13 protein-coding genes and 1 pseudogene are annotated in these 15,744 nt (G+C 72.6%); 10 read left to right on the top strand and 4 right to left on the bottom strand.

Going from position 1 to position 15,744, the window contains the following annotated elements; genetic code table 11:
* The first annotated feature begins 278 nt into the window (after window positions 1–278).
* The 3 genes from ACILSK_RS17920 (at window position 279) to ACILSK_RS17910 (ending at window position 3,940) form a co-directional block, all read left to right on the top strand.
* Window positions 279–1,853: a hypothetical protein gene (locus tag ACILSK_RS17920; protein ID WP_395728539.1), complete on the top strand. Its 1,575-nt coding sequence runs from the start codon at window positions 279–281 to the stop codon at window positions 1,851–1,853.
* A gap of 324 nt (window positions 1,854–2,177) precedes the next feature.
* Window positions 2,178–3,071: a transporter substrate-binding domain-containing protein gene (locus tag ACILSK_RS17915; protein ID WP_395728538.1), complete on the top strand. Its 894-nt coding sequence runs from the start codon at window positions 2,178–2,180 to the stop codon at window positions 3,069–3,071.
* 125 nt (window positions 3,072–3,196) lie between these two features.
* On the top strand, window positions 3,197–3,940 hold the full coding sequence (locus ACILSK_RS17910) for a phosphatase PAP2 family protein (RefSeq protein WP_395728537.1): 744 nt from the start codon (window positions 3,197–3,199) through the stop codon (window positions 3,938–3,940).
* Between the two features lie 111 nt (window positions 3,941–4,051).
* Here ACILSK_RS17910 and ACILSK_RS17905 read toward each other — a convergent pair whose 3' ends face one another.
* Window positions 4,052–4,675, bottom strand: a complete 624-nt coding sequence (locus ACILSK_RS17905; protein ID WP_395728536.1) for a response regulator — start codon at window positions 4,673–4,675, stop codon at window positions 4,052–4,054.
* Window positions 4,672–5,844, bottom strand: coding sequence for a sensor histidine kinase (locus tag ACILSK_RS17900; protein WP_395728535.1), 1,173 nt, complete (start codon window positions 5,842–5,844; stop codon window positions 4,672–4,674). The genes ACILSK_RS17905 and ACILSK_RS17900 overlap by 4 nt, the downstream gene beginning before the upstream one ends.
* A gap of 162 nt (window positions 5,845–6,006) precedes the next feature.
* On the opposite strand from ACILSK_RS17900, the gene ACILSK_RS17895 reads away from it, so the two are divergent.
* Together ACILSK_RS17895 and ACILSK_RS17890 are read left to right on the top strand one after the other, a co-directional pair.
* Window positions 6,007–7,053: an FtsX-like permease family protein gene (locus tag ACILSK_RS17895; protein ID WP_395728534.1), complete on the top strand. Its 1,047-nt coding sequence runs from the start codon at window positions 6,007–6,009 to the stop codon at window positions 7,051–7,053.
* Window positions 7,050–7,739 carry an ABC transporter ATP-binding protein gene (locus ACILSK_RS17890; protein ID WP_395728533.1) on the top strand — a complete coding sequence of 230 codons (690 nt, stop codon included), beginning with the start codon at window positions 7,050–7,052 and terminating at the stop codon, window positions 7,737–7,739. The genes ACILSK_RS17895 and ACILSK_RS17890 overlap by 4 nt, the downstream gene beginning before the upstream one ends.
* Window positions 7,740–7,745: 6 nt before the next feature.
* Here ACILSK_RS17890 and ACILSK_RS17885 read toward each other — a convergent pair.
* Window positions 7,746–8,953 (bottom strand): annotated as a pseudogene (locus tag ACILSK_RS17885) (amidohydrolase family protein).
* Between the two features lie 134 nt (window positions 8,954–9,087).
* Between ACILSK_RS17885 and ACILSK_RS17880 the strand changes: the two are divergent.
* Window positions 9,088–9,342, top strand: a complete 255-nt coding sequence (locus tag ACILSK_RS17880) for a type II toxin-antitoxin system Phd/YefM family antitoxin (RefSeq protein WP_395728532.1) — start codon at window positions 9,088–9,090, stop codon at window positions 9,340–9,342.
* Window positions 9,339–9,713 carry a type II toxin-antitoxin system VapC family toxin gene (locus ACILSK_RS17875; protein WP_395728531.1) on the top strand — a complete coding sequence of 125 codons (375 nt, stop codon included), beginning with the start codon at window positions 9,339–9,341 and terminating at the stop codon, window positions 9,711–9,713. Before ACILSK_RS17880 ends, ACILSK_RS17875 begins: the two co-directional genes overlap by 4 nt.
* Here the strand turns inward: ACILSK_RS17875 and ACILSK_RS17870 are convergent.
* Window positions 9,686–10,765 (bottom strand): TDT family transporter, encoded by a 1,080-nt coding sequence (locus ACILSK_RS17870; RefSeq protein WP_395728530.1) that lies wholly within the window; start codon window positions 10,763–10,765, stop codon window positions 9,686–9,688. The two genes, ACILSK_RS17875 and ACILSK_RS17870, sit on opposite strands and share 28 nt — an antisense overlap.
* Window positions 10,766–10,837: 72 nt before the next feature.
* Between ACILSK_RS17870 and ACILSK_RS17865 the strand changes: the two genes are divergently transcribed.
* From ACILSK_RS17865 to ACILSK_RS17855, 3 genes are read left to right on the top strand one after another with little or no spacing between them, the layout of a single operon-like run.
* Window positions 10,838–11,749 (top strand): LysR family transcriptional regulator, encoded by a 912-nt coding sequence (locus ACILSK_RS17865; RefSeq protein WP_395728529.1) that lies wholly within the window; start codon window positions 10,838–10,840, stop codon window positions 11,747–11,749.
* Between the two features lie 40 nt (window positions 11,750–11,789).
* Window positions 11,790–14,849 (top strand): SNF2-related protein, encoded by a 3,060-nt coding sequence (locus ACILSK_RS17860; RefSeq protein WP_395728528.1) that lies wholly within the window; start codon window positions 11,790–11,792, stop codon window positions 14,847–14,849.
* Window positions 14,846–15,742 (top strand): SWIM zinc finger family protein, encoded by an 897-nt coding sequence (locus ACILSK_RS17855; protein ID WP_395728527.1) that lies wholly within the window; start codon window positions 14,846–14,848, stop codon window positions 15,740–15,742. The genes ACILSK_RS17860 and ACILSK_RS17855 overlap by 4 nt, the downstream gene beginning before the upstream one ends.
* Window positions 15,743–15,744: the final 2 nt, after the last annotated feature.

Below are 15,744 nucleotides of genomic sequence, written 5' to 3'. Positions count from 1 at the left end.
CCCGAGCAATCGGGTCACCGGCCGGCCAGGCCGGTCTCGGCGAACGGAGCCAGGGCGACGCCGACGAGCGCTTCCCGCTGTTCGCTGCTCGGACCCGGTCGCGTCGACCAGCGTTTTCCCAGGCGCGCAGGCGCCGCTGGCCAGTGCGGTCTCATGGCGGGTTCCCTGATCCACCGTTGGCTACGATCACGCCAGCGGGTTCGCCTCGGGGTGACCGGCCGGGTCGAGGGGGTCGCATGGTTCGGTTCACACGGCTGGTGCTGGTCACGATCTTGGTCATGGCCACCAGCCTGATTTCGGCGAACTCGGCGTCGGCGGCGACGCCGGCCGAGGCGGTCAACCAAGCGGCCACCTATGCCTCTGCTCGTTCGGTGACGTCGTTCATCAGTGTGGTTGACCGGAGTACCGGTCAAACGCTGGCCCAGACCGGCAACGCGGACAGCCAGGTTGCCTCCGAATCGATCATGAAGCTGTTCCTGGCCAGCTACTACATCGTTTCCTACGGCGGGTACTCGCAGACGCCGTCGTCAACCTTGGACAGGCTGAGCTACATGCTGCGCCTGTCGGACGACGACACGGCGTCCGCGCTGTTCACGCCGAGCGCGGTGCCGACGATCGCCGGGCGCTACGGCCTCGCGCACACCACCAACGCCACCGACCGAGTCGGGCACTGGGGAGCCGTTCGAATCACGGCCGCGGACATGACACGGTTCCTTTTCGCGGCGTCCCAGGATCCCGCGGTCGGTCCCTGGCTCCTCCCGGTGATGAGCCAGACGGCGCAGTTCGGATCCGATGGCTTCAACCAGGGGTTCGGTTTGAACGCCCTGAGTGGCGACCACGGCTCGAAGCAGGGATGGGGGTGCGACAGCTTCTGGACGTATACGCCGTGTGCGATCCATTCGGTGGGCTATACCGACCAGTATTTCGTCGCGGTGCTGCAGTTGAGCACAAATTATCCGGATCCAATGCGGGCAACCGCAACGAACAGTGCCAGTTTGATCCAGCAGGCAGCGGTGCCGCTGAATTGCCCCACTGACCAGGCGACCAACTCCATCCCGAGTGCGGGCGTGGCCGCGACTCGCACGGATTCCGGGACGATCGTCTTCGTGCGCGGCAGCGACGGCGCGGTCTGGTCCCAATCACCCGACGCAGGCCCAGATTTCTCGAGTTTGGGTGGTCAAATCCTGTACGGACCGGCGGTGACGTCGTGGGGCGGGAATCGGCTGGATGTATTCGCGGTGGGCACCGACCGGCACCTGTATCACAACGGAGGGTCCTTTTACGGTCCATGGAACGGGTGGGAGGACCTGGGCGGACGGCTGACGGCGTCCCCGGCCGTGGTGTCCTTCTCCCCGGGAACCCTCGACATCTACGGCCGGGGCGACGACGGGCAGCTGTGGTCCATGGCGTGGACAGGGTCCGGATGGTCCTCGTGGACTCCACGAGGCGGTGGGTTGACGTCGGCCCCGGGTGCCACCGTGGACCCGGACAGCGGTCAGGCAACGGTGGGGGTTCGCGGCTCGGACGGGGCGCTGTGGGAACTCCGTTTCGGCTCGGAGGGGCCGGGTGGCTACAGCGCGGCCGGGTTTTTCGTGGCCTCGGCCCCCGCGTATGCCGCACGTGCACGGGACGGGAACCGACGGGTGGTGGCCTACCGATCGAGCGACGGCGGCCTGGTGGCCGGCTGCGCACCGGTCGGGGGCATCGTCACGTCCGCGCCGGCTCTCGTGCTGGATCCCTCGGGTGCCGGCATCTCGGCCTTCGCTCGCGGGGCGGACGGCGCATTGTGGCTCTTCCGCGGAGTGCCCGGCGTCTCCGGGTCATGGTCGACCCGCGGCGGCCAGATCACATGACCGGTGACGCAGGCGGGTGCTCGTCGTGATGGATGTGCCGCCGACCGAGCCGGTCCCCCGTGGGTGCTCGTCGAATTCCGTACCCGGCGGCGGACCCAGTGTTGCGTGCCGGGCCGGATGTCGGGGCGGTGCCGGCGGTCTCGGAGTCGATACGAGTCGCCTGCTGCCGGCGCCGGGTGCCTGCCGGATTCGGATGTTCCGAGGGCACCCGCGGCGCGAACGTCCCGCATTCAGACGCATTGTGGCAATGGCCGCACCGCCGCGTACCGGGCCGACGAGGAATATAGGCTTGGTGACGGCGTGATCGGTGACCAAGGGGGTTCGGTGGCTCATCGGTGGGGACGGCTGATCGCGGCGGTGGGGGCCGCCGCGCTGCTCGTCGGTTGCGCGACGCCCGGCTCGTCGACATCGTTGACGACGTCGGCGGCCACTCCGGCGGCGCCTCCGACGGCAGCCGGAACGGTGGTCCCGGCGCTGCCGGATTGTGCCAGCGGGGCGCTGCCGACCGTGACCTCCGGCACCCTCACCATCGCCGCGGAGATCCCCGGCGCGAGTCCCTGGTATCTGGGCCAGTCACCCGAATCCGGCCAGGGGTTGGATTCATCGGTGGCGTATGCCCTGGCCGAGACCCTGGGGTACGGCCCCGAACGGGTCGCCTGGGTCGACGTCGACCGCGCACAGGCGGCTGCTGGTGTCGCCGGCGGCTTCGACCTCGCTCTTGACCAGTTCACCGCCCCCGATAGGGGCACCCCGACCGCCGACTACTCGACCGGGTACTTCTCGGTGACCGACGCGCTCGTCATGCGCCAGGGCGGCGCAGCGGCACCCACCTCCGTGGCGGGCGTGGCCGCACTGCGACTGGGTGCGGTGTCCCAGACGCCCGCATTCGCTACGGCGACCCGGGTGACCGGGTCGGATCCGGTTGCGTTCGGTGATCAGCAGCAGGCGTTGGCCGGCCTGGCCGCCGGAGCGGTGGACGGCATGGTGCTCTCGATTCCGTCGGCGCTGGCGGCCGCCCAGGCGGACCCCGGCCTGCGAGTGATCGGTCAGCTGCCGTCCGATCCCATGGAGCAGCCCACGCAGTTCAAGGTTCTGTTGAAGAAGGGTTCCGCGCTGACCGGTTGCGTGTCAGCGGCGGTCGACCGGATGCGCGTCGAGGGCACCCTGGAAAAGTTGGCGCAGACGTGGGTCGATCCGGAGGCACCAGTCCTGCGGTGAACGCGGCGCGGGGGCGCGTGATGAAGCGTCGCCGTAGTCGGCCGGGGGTCTTGACCCGGTCGCTGCCGACGAGCGCGTGAGTCGCCGAGGTCCGAGCGGGGAACTGTGCGGCTGAAGGAGGCGCCGTGGCCATCGACAGCCGCTCGTCGACCGGGGAACGGCCGACCGGGCACGACGTTCGCACGATCGCGCTTCGTGCCGGACTTCCCCTGTTCGCCGCGGCACTCGCGATCATCGGCCTGATGTGGCTGGTCGGCACCCTGCTGGTCACCGGGTCGTTCCCGGGATTGACCCGGCTCGACGCAGCGACCACGCAGCGGGTCGTCGCGCGGCGGACGCCGCTGCTCGACACGCTCACCCACGTCGGGACAACAATGGCCGACACGCTCGCCGCCCTCGTGGTGACGGCGGTCGCCGTGGTGCTGCTGCGCTGGTGGCTGGGCCGGTGGCGGGAGTCGGTGATCGTCGTGGTGGCCGTCATCGGTGAATTGCTGATCTTCCTGGCCATCACCGCGCTGGTGCGCCGCGATCGGCCGCCGGTCGTCCGGCTCGACGAGGCGCCGCCCACCTCGAGTTTCCCGTCGGGGCATACGGGTGCGGCGGTCGCCCTGTACGTGTGCCTGGCCGTGCTCGCCCTGCGGACCGTGCCCCACCGGCCCCTGGCCCGGGTGCTGGCCGCCGTGGGCCTGGCCATCCCGGTGATCGTGGCCGCGTCCCGGGTCTACCGCGGCATGCACTACCTCAGCGACGTCGTTGCCGGGGCTTTCGCCAGCGGCATCTGGCTCGCGGTGGTTTTGGTCGTGTTGCTCCGTCCGGCCCCCGACGAGCGGCCATCAGCGGACGGAGCGTCGTGGCGAGCCGCACCCTGACGGCGGGTACTCGGCCCGGACGGCCGGCTCGACGTGCCGGTTGTCGCCCTCGACCGGCGCCGGCAAGGGCCGAAGGTGGCGACTCGATCGCAGGCCTCCGCGCCCCGCCGGTCAGGATCGGAGGATGCCCCGGTCCCGGGCCAGCGACACCGCCGCCGTGCGGGAGGAGACGCCGAGCTTGGTGTAGATGTGCACCAGGTGCGACTTGACGGTCTGCTCGGTGATGACCAGCTCGCGGGCGATCTCGCCGTTGCTGCGGCCGGCGGCCACCCGGTCCAGGACCTCGATCTCCCGGGTGCTCAGGCTGGTCTGCGGGGTGCGCATCCGTTCCAGCAGGCGGGTGGCGATCGGTGGGGCGAGGGCGCTCTCACCGGCCGCAGCCGACCGGACGGCGAGCAGTAGCTCGTCCGGCGGCGCGCCCTTGAGCAGGTAACCGCTGGCCCCGGCCTCGATGCTGCGGATGATGTCGCCGTCGGTGTCGTAGTTCGTCAGGATCAGCACCGGTGGGGGATCGGGCAGTGAGCGGATGATCTGCGTGACGTCGGCGCCGTTGCCGGCCCGGCCGAGCTGCAGGTCCATCAGCACCAGGTCGGGCCGGAGCCGGCCGACCGCGGCGACCGCCTCGTCCGGGGTGGCCGCCTCACCGACCACCGTCAGGTCGTCCTCCAGGTCGAACAGCGCGCGCAGGCCGAGCCGGACGACGGGATGGTCGTCGACGAGCAGGATGCGGATCATGCCGGTACCCCGGCGATCTCGACGGTGACGGCGGTGCCCCGGCCGGGCGCGGAGTCGAGCCGCAGCGACCCGCCCAGCTGCTCCACCCGGGCCTGCGCGGCGGCCAGCCCGAACGAGTCCGGCCGCCCCGAGCCGGTCAACACCTCGTCCGGGTCGAAACCGGCCCCGTTGTCGACGACCGACAGCCGCACGCACCCGCCGCTGCGCGAGACGCTCACCGTGGCCCGGGTCGCCCCGGAATGCTGCAGCACGTTGGCCATCGTCCCCTGGGCGATCCGCAGCAGCGCGGTCTGCGTCGCCATCGGCAGGTCGACCGTGTCGTCACCGACCACGTCGATAGTGAGATCCGTTCGGCTCCACTGCGTCTGCGCCAGCCGGCGCAACGCCGGGACCAGACCGGTGCCGGCCAGCGGAGGTGGGCTCAGCTCGCGCACCAGCGCCCGCGCCTCGGCCAGATTGTCCGCCGTGGTCTCCCGGGCCAGCCGGACCTGGGCCGCACCCGGACCGGACGGGTCGGCCCGCTCGGCCGCTTGCAGGAGCATCTGAATGCTGGACAGGCCCTGCGCGAGGGTGTCGTGGATCTCGCGGGCCAGCCGCTCCCGCTCCTGCGCGGCGCCGGCCTCCCGTTCCCGGTCGGCCAGCTCCTGCCGGGTCGCGACGAGTTCGGCCATCAGCCGCTCCCGTTCGGCGGACTCGCGCAGCAGCGACCGGTACCCGGCGCCGATCAGCAGGGCCATCGCCGCGCCGACCAGCGGGCCGACCACGCCGCCCACGCTCCAGCCGCCGTGCATGCCACCGCCGACGACCGCGAACACGGTGGCCAGCGCGACGGTGAACGGTCCCCGCCAGCCGGGCATCACCGCCAGATAGAGGAAGAACAGCGGAAACGCCAGGTACGCCGCCGCCGGGGTGAACCAGAGCAGGCCGATCCACAGCACCGACAGCGTGGCAATCCAGATCCGGCTCCAGAACCGGCTCCGGTTTCGATCCGCGCCGGCCGCGAACCCCGCCCCGTACACGGCGAGAAAGCCGGTGGCCACGGCGATCACCGGGCCGCGTGAGTCCCCGGACCAGGCCTGGGCAACGACGAAGACGGTCAGCCCGACGACCACGATGTGCAGCCCGGTGCGCAACCCCACGAAGACCGGGGTGAGCGAGGACGCAGGCATTTCGCCCACGGTATCGGAGCGGCCGGGACCGGCGAATCCATCGAAAGGCGGAGCCCCGGCTCCACCCACCGGCCCGGGGAAGCCGGTCGCCCGGGCGATGCCCCGACGATGCCGGGACGACAGCATGGAGGACATCAACCAGATCACCAAGGAGTCACTCACGTGTTCGTCGCCTGGCGGGACCTGCGTGCCGCGCGCGGCCGGTTCGCCCTCATCGCGGGGGTCGTCGCCCTCATCACCGTCCTGGTCGGTTTCCTGTCCGGCCTCACCGGCGGCCTGGCCGCCCAGAACGTCTCGGCCGTCCTGAATCTCGATGCCACCCGGATCGTCAGCAGCGCCGGGGCGCAATCCTTCGCCGACTCGTCCCTGTCCGCCGACCAGGTCGCGCAGTGGCAGACCGACGCCGATGCCGATCCGCTGGGCATCAGCCAGCTACGGGCCGCGCACGGCGACACGACCGCCGGCGTCGCCCTGTTCGGCGCCCCGGCCACCCTCGACCCCGCCGCGCCCACGGCCTCCGGGACCGTCTCGCTGTCCGCCGACGCGGCCACCGCGCTCGGCGCCGGGGTCGGCGACCCGGTGCAGCTGGCCGGTCGGACCTACGACGTCACCGCGGTGACGCCCAGCGCCTGGTACTCACACACGCCGGTCGTCTGGCTGACTCTGCCGGACTGGCAGCAGATGAACCGCACCACCGGCGCCGGCGACGCGACCGCCACCGTGATGGTGGCCCGCGGGGACGCCGACTGGTCGGCGATCGACGCGGCCGCCGGCACCCAGTCGTCCAGCCCCTTGATGGCGCTGCCCCTGATCGGCGCGTTCAAGTCCGAGATCGGGTCCCTCGGCCTGATCATCGGCCTGCTGTTCGCCATCTCGGCCGTCGTCGTCGGCGCGTTCTTCGTGGTCTGGGGCATGCAGCGGCGCGGCGACGTTGCCATCCTCAAGGCCCTGGGCGCGGCCAACGGTGCGCTGCGGAAGGACAGCCTGGGCCAGGCCGCTGTCGTCCTCGCGGTCGGCGTCGGCCTCGGCACGCTCGTGGTGGTCGCCGCCGGCCTCGCCCTGCCGGGCGCCGTGCCGTTCCTGCTCTCTCCGCTGACCACGCTGCTGCCGGCGGCGCTGCTGATCGCCCTCGGGCTGATCGGCGCCGTGCTGGCCCTGCGCCCGGTCACCTCCGCCGACCCCCTCACCGCCCTCGGGAGCAACCGATGATCACCCTCGACGACGTCACCCTGACCTACCCCGACGGCGACGGCCGGGTCACCGCGCTCGACCACGTCACCGTCACCGGACGGCCGGGCACGGTCACCGGCATCACCGGGCCCAGCGGATCGGGCAAGTCCAGCCTGCTCGCCGTCGCCGCCACCCTGGTCCGGCCGGACTCCGGCCGGGTGAGCATCGACGGCACCGAGGCGGCCGGCCTGTCCCTGGCCGATGCCGCCCACCTGCGGCGCACCCGCATCGGCATCATGTTCCAGCAGGCGAACCTGCTGCCCTCGCTGAACGCGTTGGAGCAGATCCAGGTGATGAACGAGCTGGGCGAGCCCGGGTCGCGCCGGCGCCGGGCGGAGGTCCGGGAGCGGGGCCGCGAACTGCTGGCCGCCGTCGGCCTGGACGGGTTCGCCGCCCGCCGCCCGCACCAGCTCTCCGGCGGCCAGCGGCAGCGGGTCAACCTGGCCCGCGCGCTGGTCAACCGGCCGGCGGTGCTGCTGGTCGACGAGCCGACCAGCGCCCTGGACTCGGCCGCCGGGGCCGCCGTCGTCGAGCTGATCCTGCGGTTGACCGCCGAGCAGGGCACCGCGACCCTGCTGGTCACCCACGATCTGGCGCAGCTGCCCCGGCTGGACGAGGTCGTCGAGCTGGTCGACGGGCGGGTCACCGCGGCCGCCGCGGTGTAGGACCGTCTAGCGGTCAGGCCTGAGGACGCCGTGCACGACGACGCCGTCCTGAAGCACTGCCCGCAGGTGCTCCCCGATGTCGGCGAGCACCGCGACGTCGGCCAACGGGTCGGCGTCGAGCACCAGCACGTCGGCCACCGCGCCGGGCGCCAGGACGCCGAGCGTGCCGGACCGGCCCAGCAGCGCGGCCGCGGTGGTCGTGGCCGACCGGATGACGTCGATGACCGGCTGCACCTGGGCCCGCAGCCGGAACTCCTCGTTCTGGTAAAGACGATCCGCACGCCCGCCCCGTGGGCCCGCTCGACCGCCGCCAGCCCGCGGCCGAGGACGGCCTCGACCTTGGCCCAGCTGGTTGCCGAGAGTCCGTGCTCGCGACCCTCCCGCTGCAGCGCCCAGTAGGTGACCAGGGTCGGCACGAGGAAGGCGTCGCGGGTACGCAGCAGCGTCAGGCTTTCGGCGTCGAGCAGGTTGCCATGCTCGATGCTGCGCACCCCGGCCCGCAGCGCCCGGTTGATCGCCCGCGCGGTGTAGGCGTGCGCGCCGACGTACCGGTTGGCCGCCGCCGCCTCCTCGACCGCCGCAGTGATCTCCGCGATCGAATACTGCGTCGAGTCGACGCGGTCGGTGGGGGAGGCGACGCCGCCGGAGGCCATGATCTTGAGGTGGTCCGCGCCCCGCCGCAGCTCCTCCCGGGCGGCCCGCCGGACGGCGTCCACCCCGTCGGCCACCGTGCTGATCCCCGACCCGAGGCCGCCTCCGGCCGGCGGCCGTCGGTCGCCGGGCGGCCGCATGTCGCCGTGACCGCCGGTCTGGCTCAGCGCGTGCCCGCAGAAGAACAGCCGCGGCCCGGTCAGCAGGCCCTCGGCCTGGGCGCGGGCCAGGCCGTGATCGGCGCCGCCCATGTCGCGCACGGTGGTGAACCCGCGGCCCAGCATCGCCCGCATGGTCCGGGCGGCGTGCGCGGTGACGTAGGAGCCCGCAGTGTCCTCCAGGTCCCGCAGCTCGGCCGAGAAGGCGGTGACGTGCACGTGCCCGTCGATCAAACCCGGCATGAGGTACCGGCCGGTGACGTCCAGCTCGTCGGCGTCAGGCGCGGTCAGATCGGCGCCGACCGCCGTGATCGTTGCGTCGTCCATCCGGACGTCGGCGGTGCGCCACGTCCCGTCGGTCAGATCGAGGACGTGGCCGCCGCGCAGGACCGTCGTGGTGGGCACGGCTTCATCATCGACCCCGGCATCGAGGACGCGAGACCGGGCCTGCGTCGGATGCGGCGGAAGGTATCGGGATCAGGCCTGAGATCGGAAGCCTGCGGGTAGACTAAGGACTTGACTAAGTGAGGATGGTGAGGATGTCGGCGGATCCTGTGCACTTCAACGTGCATGAGGCCAAGACCCACCTGTCGCGCATCATCGAGCGGGTGGAGCGAGGCGAGGAAGTGATCATCGATCGCGCCGGGACGCCCGTCGTCAAGATCGTCCCCCTGGAACGCCGGGTCAACCGCTCGGGAATCGGCTCGCTGGCCGGGCGCCTTCAGCTGGACGACGACTGGGACTCGCCGGGCACCAACGCCGAGATTGCCGAGGATTTCGGCATCCGCGCGTGAGTCTGCTGCTCGACACCCATGTCGCACTCTGGGGGATCACCGCCGATCCGACGCTGGATCCCGTCCTGCTCGACCGGCTCCGGCACGATCCGGACATCTTCCTCAGCCCGGTCTCCCTCTGGGAGATCACGATCAAGCAGGCCGCCGGCAAGCTCACGGGCCCGGCCGACCTGGCCGAGCGGATCCTGGGGCTCGGATTCCGGGAGCTGCCGGTGACGCATCGGCACGCGATCGCCGCCGGCCGGTTGCCTCCCCTTCACCGAGATCCGTTCGATCGGATGCTGATCGCTCAGGCCACACTGGACGGCCTGACCCTGGTGACCCGGGACGCCGATATCCGGCGTTACGAGGTCGACCTGCTCGTCGTCTGAGTCCGACCGAGCACCGCCCGGATGCTGGCCGCGGCACACAGCGTCCAGGTGCCGCAGAGCGTCAGCCAGCAGGCCACCCCGGCGACCAGGAACACCGTCATCCCGGTGCCGACGCCCAACAGGTGGCTGCCCAGGGCCAGGGTGCCGATGGGGAAGGTCAGCGACCACCAGCCGGGGACGAACGGCATGCGGTGGCGGAAGCCGCGGATCGTCATGACGACGGCCCAGCCGGCCAGCGGCACCCCGAGGCTGAGCATCAGCACGCCGTAGTCGTTGGCGACGCTCTGCAGGACGCCGGCCACCGGTGCCGGGGGCAGGGCAGCGGCGGCGACCGCCATGGCCTGCGCGGCGGCAGTGGACTGGCCGACGACGCCCAACGGGATCCAGGCCGTCGTGCTGGCCGCGATCGGCAGCCCGGCGACGCGCCAGTGGTGGTGGTAGGCGATGGCGAAGATGACGCCGCCCAGCGTCAGCGACAGGGCGAAACAGGTCAGACAGGTCAGCAGCATCGCCACCTGGAGGGTCGGCGGCAGGTGGGGCACCAGACCGGCGCCGACGGTCGCCGACACCATCGGCGGCACGACGGCGAGTCCCCAGACCGTGCTCGGGGCGCCTCCCTGCCCGCGCACCAGCACCGTGGTGAAGCCGATCGCGGTGGCCAGCCCGAGCAGGGTCCCGAGGATCCACAGCCCCCCGTCGACCAGCATCCCGGTGGCGGCCAGGTTCGGCATCCAGCCGGGCAGCACGGTCGCGGTCGCGGCGCCGACCGACAGCAACCCCATGGCGACCATGCCCCACAACGGCAGCGGTCCCGGCCGCACACTGGCGGTCAGGGTTCCCGGAGAGCGCACCGAACGGACGAGGAAGGCGCCGGTCAGGCCGAGCAGCAGGGTGCATCCGATGACCAGCAGCACCGGCGCCACCCAGGACCCGGGCGCGAGAGTCTGGGTGAGCGTGGCCAGGATTCCCGTGCCCATCACCGCGCCGTACCAGGCCGGTCCGGCCGGGGGCAGCGCGACGGGCGTGGTCGGGGGGCGCAACGCGGTGGTCATGCACTTCAGGGTGCTGCGTCGGGGCGATCGCCGGTAGCCGTCGATTCGCTACCGGGGAGATATCCTGTGGATATGGCTACCTGGCCCGACCTCGCCGCGATCGAGGCGTTGGTCGCGGTCGCCGACCACGGCAGTCTGGCCGCCGCGGCCCGGGCGACCGGAATGGCGCAGCCGAACGTCAGCCGGTCGATCGCCCGGCTGGAACGACGCTTCGGGCTGTCGCTGATCCACCGGTCGACGACCGGGGCCACCCTCACCCCGCAGGGCCTGGTCGTCGTCGAATGGTCGCGTCAGCTGCTGGACGCGGCCCGCCGGTTGGCCGACGGCGTGACCGCGCTCGGTACGGGACCCGGGTCGCTGGCGGTCGCCGCCAGCCACACCGTGGCCGAGAATCTGGTGCCCGGTTGGATCGGGGCCCTGCGCCGGGAGCACCCCGACCTGCGGATTCGCACGGAGGTCTGCAATTCGACCGAGGTGATCGGCGCGCTGCAGGCGGGCCGGTGCGACGTCGGCTTCATCGAAGGCCCGGACGCGCCGGGCGGGCTCAACCATCGGGTCGTCGGCCACGACGAGTTGGTGCTCGTCGCGCCGCCCGGTCATCCGCTGACCCACCGCACCGAGCCCCTGCCGATCGATGAATTGGCGCACTGGCCGCTGGTCACCCGGGAGGCCGGATCCGGCACCCGGGTCGCGCTGGATCATGCGCTGGAGCAGCGCGGACTGCCGCCGGTCCGACCGGTTCAGGAGGCCGGGAGCAACGCGACGGTCCGCGTCGCCGTGGCCAGCGGCGCCGGCCTGGCGGTGCTGTCGGCCCTCGCCGTCGCGTCGATGATCGACACCGACACGCTGGCCGTGGTGCCGATGAACGTCACACTGCGCCGGGAGTTGCGGGCGGTCTGGCCAGGTCCGGCCCAGCCGCTCGGGTCGGTCGCCGACCTGCTCGCGATCGCCGGCCGCCGGGCCGCGGGCCGGTCGGGGGCGTGACCGGGCGGCTGGCATGCTGGTCGGCGGACTGCCGGCAAGGATGAACGAGGTCGCCGTGTTCGTGGTGCACGCGTTGTGGCGGCCCGACCCTGAGGGTGGACCGGGACGGCTCGCCTTGTGGGCCGAGGATGCCACCATCGAGGTGCCCCGGCGACGACCCGGTCGCGCGCCGAAGGTCCGGCCGCATCCGTTCGCGGCGCCGCACGATCGGCTCATCGACGCGCTGGGACCGGCCAGGGGAAAGTCCACGACGCTGGCCGTGCGGTTGCCCACTCGCGGCGGCCGGCCGGTGGACTCGCCCCAGCTGGTCCGGGACCGGGTGGACGAGTCGTCGGGACCGCTGTCGGCCGGACAGTGGCAGGTGCCGGTCGTTGAGGTCGACGCCGGCGCCGTCGTCGACACCCTGGCCGCCCTGGACCCCGAACGGGCGGTGCTGGCCACCAGCGTCACCCATCTCATCGAGCTCGGCCGGTTCGCCGCCGACCTCGTCGGCCGCGGCCGGCTGCTGCCCGGCGTAGACCTCGACCCGCCCCGCGCGACCTGGCGGCCGGTGCTCACCGGGCCCGACGCGGCGTGGAGCCGGGCGCTGGCCCAGTCGCGGCCGGCGTCGTTGGCGGCGGCCGATCCGGACCGGCCGCTGACGGTGTGGGCCGACGCCCTGGACAGCCTGGTCGATGCCGCCGCCCGCACGGCGGCCGGCCGGATGCGGCTCGGTACGGGACGCGACGGCGACCCGGTGACCCGGGCCTGGCTGGCTGCGCTGACCGGCCACGAGCGTCGCTTCACCGCGACCGCGGCCGACGCGGCCGCTCTGGCCGAGGGACTGGCCGGCTGGCAGGCGGACGTCCTGACCGGCCCGGTCCGGGCCTGCTTCCGGCTCGTCGAGCCGGCCGAAACCGACCGCGATCAGGTCTTTCAGGTGCGGCTGGCCCTGCAGGCGGCCGACGAGCCCAGCCTGGTCGTCGACGCCGCCCAGGTGTGGAAGGCCCGCGGCCCGCTGCCCGCGCTGGCCCGCCACCTGGATTCGCCGCAGGAGACGCTGCTGGCCGAACTGGGCAAGGCCCGCCGCGTCTACCCGGGGCTGGACGCCGCCCTGCGCACCGCCCGGCCGGCCGTGCTGCCGCTGGACACCGCCGCCGCGCACTCGTTCCTGCAGGTTGCGGCGCCCGCGCTGGCCACCGCCGGGTTCGGCGTGCAGCTACCCGGCTGGTGGACGAAACCGGCGTCCCGGCTGGGCGTTCGGATCACCGCCAGCACGCCGGCCCAGCCGGGCGCGGTCGCCGGATCCGGCGTGGCCGTCGGGTTCGCCGCGATCACCGAGTTCCGCCACGACCTGGCCGTCGGCGGGGAGGTGCTCACTGCGGACGAGCTCGCCGAGCTGTCGGCCGCCAAGGCGCCGCTGGTCCGGTTACGCGGCCAGTGGATCGAGTTGGACGCACGGCGATTGGCCGCCGGCCTCCGGGTCGTCGGCCGGACCGGCACGGCCAGTGTGGGTGAACTGCTGCGGCTCGGCCTGGGTGCGGGCCCGGACCGGTCCGGCAGTGGCTTGATCGAGGGCCTGATCGAGGGCCTCCCGGTCGAGAGTGTCGTGGCCGACGGGTGGCTCGGCGACCTGCTGTCCGGGGACACCGAGCTGCGGCTGGCGCCGGTGGACGTGCCCGACTCGTTCGCCGGCCGGTTGCGGCCCTACCAGGCGCGCGGGTTGGCGTGGCTCGACTTCCTGCACCGGGCCGGCCTCGGCGCGTTGCTGGCCGACGACATGGGGCTGGGCAAGACGGTCCAGTTGCTTGCGCTGCTCGCCCGGGACGCGGCCGCCGGCGAATCCGGCCCCAGCCTGCTGATCTGCCCGATGTCGCTGGTCGGCAACTGGCAGCGGGAGGCCGCCCGGTTCACCCCGACCCTGCGGGTGCACGTCCATCACGGCGCGGAACGGGCGCGGGGCAAACAATTCTCGGACGTCGTCGCGGCCGCCGACCTGATCGTCACCACCTATTCGCTGGCCGCCCGGGACGCGGCCGACCTGCGCCGGATCGCCTGGCGCCGGGTCGTCGTCGACGAGGCGCAGGCCATCAAGAACGCCGCGACCAGGCAGGCCACGGCGATCCGGTCGCTGCCGGCCGGCACCCGGATCGCCGTCACCGGCACCCCGGTGGAGAACCGGCTCGCCGACCTCTGGTCCATCTTCGAATTCGTCAACCCCGGGATGCTGGGCACCGCAACGACGTTCAAGCAGCGGTACGCCGAGCCGATCGAGAAGCGCGGTGACGACGACGCCGCGGCCCGCCTGCGCACCTTCACCCAGCCGTTCATCCTGCGCCGGGTCAAGACCGACCGGTCGATCATCTCGGACCTGCCGGACAAGCTGGAGATGGACGTGCTGTGCAACCTGACCGCCGAACAGGCCGGGCTCTACCGGGCGGTGGTCGACGACATGCTGCAGCGCATCGAGTCGTCCGAGGGGATCGAACGGCGCGGCCTGGTGCTGGCGACCATGACCAAGCTCAAGCAGGTCTGCAACCACCCGGCACAGTTCCTGCGCGACGGCGGCGCCGTGGCCGGCCGTTCCGGCAAGCTGCAGCGGCTCGACGAGATCCTCGACGAGGTGCTGGCTCTCGGCGAGAAGGCGTTGCTGTTCACCCAGTACGCCGAGTTCGGGGCCATGCTGCGCGGCCACCTGACCGGCCGGTTCGGGCGGGAGGTGCTGTTCCTGCACGGCGGCGTCGCCAAACCGGCGCGCGACGAGATGGTCGCCCGCTTCCAGCACGAGGACCCCGCCCTGTTCGTCCTGTCCCTCAAGGCGGGCGGCACCGGGCTGACCCTCACCGCGGCCAACCACGTCGTGCACGTCGATCGCTGGTGGAACCCCGCGGTCGAGGACCAGGCGACCGACCGGGCCTACCGGATCGGTCAACGTCGCGCGGTGCAGGTCCGGAAGTTCGTCTGCGCCGGCACGATCGAGGAGAAGATCGCCGGGATGATCCGGGACAAGCGGGGTCTGGCCGCCCGCATCGTCGGCAGCGGTGAGGACTGGTTGACCGAACTGTCCACCGGTCAGCTGCGCGAGCTGTTCGCGCTCGAGGCCGGGGCGGTGGTCGAATGAGTTCCTGGGACCGGTACCCCACGTCGAAGCCCCGCGCGGTCGAGGGCGGGCTCAAGGCCCGCAGCGCCCGCGGCGACATCGGATCGTCATGGTGGTCCAAACGTTTCCTCGCCGTGCTCGAGTCCTTTGCGCTCGGCACCCGGCTGACCCGCGGTCGGGCGTATGCCCGCAAGGGGCAGGTGATCTCGCTGGACGTCGAGCCCGGCGTGGTGCACGCCGCCGTGCAGGGCTCCCGGGTGCGGCCCTACCAGGTGACCATCTCCTTCGCACCGCTGCCCGCTTTGGCGTGGGCGAAGGCCGAGATCGCGCTGTCCGAGCAGGCTCTGCCCAGCGCCCGGCTGCTCGCCGGGGAGGTGCCGCCGGAGCTGGAGCAGATCTTCGCCGACGCCGGCGCGGCCCTGTTCCCGACGACCGTTCGCGATCTGGGTCAGCGGTGCAGCTGTCCGGATCAGCAGGTGCCCTGCAAGCACCTCGCCGCGACCTTCTACCTGCTGGCCGAGGCGTTCGACGCCGACCCTTTCCTCATCCTGCGCTGGCGAGGCCGGGAGCGGGCCGACCTGCTGGCCCGACTGCGTGAGCTCCGGTCCGACGCGGGCGCGACCGACACGGGCGAGACCGGCGCAGGCGCGACCGACACGGGCGTCCCGGCCGGGCGTTCCGACATCCGGGTCACCGCCGGGGCCGCCCTGGCGCTAACCGGAGTGGCTGACCCCCCGGCCGACGTCGATCGGTTCTGGTCGGCGGTGCCGCTGCCGCCGCGGCCGGCCGTGCTGCCCGTCGACGCCGGCCTGCTGCTGCGGCAGTTGCCGCCGCCCGGCGCCCCGCTGGGCGGTGCTGCCCTGGTGCGCCGGCTGCAGGCGGTGTACGAGCGGTTCGCCGCCGAGGCAGAGTAGAG

It is taken from the genome of Nakamurella sp., assembly GCF_044224575.1.
Taxonomy (GTDB): domain Bacteria; phylum Actinomycetota; class Actinomycetes; order Mycobacteriales; family Nakamurellaceae; genus Nakamurella.
This window is presented reverse-complemented; position numbering and strand designations above follow the sequence as displayed.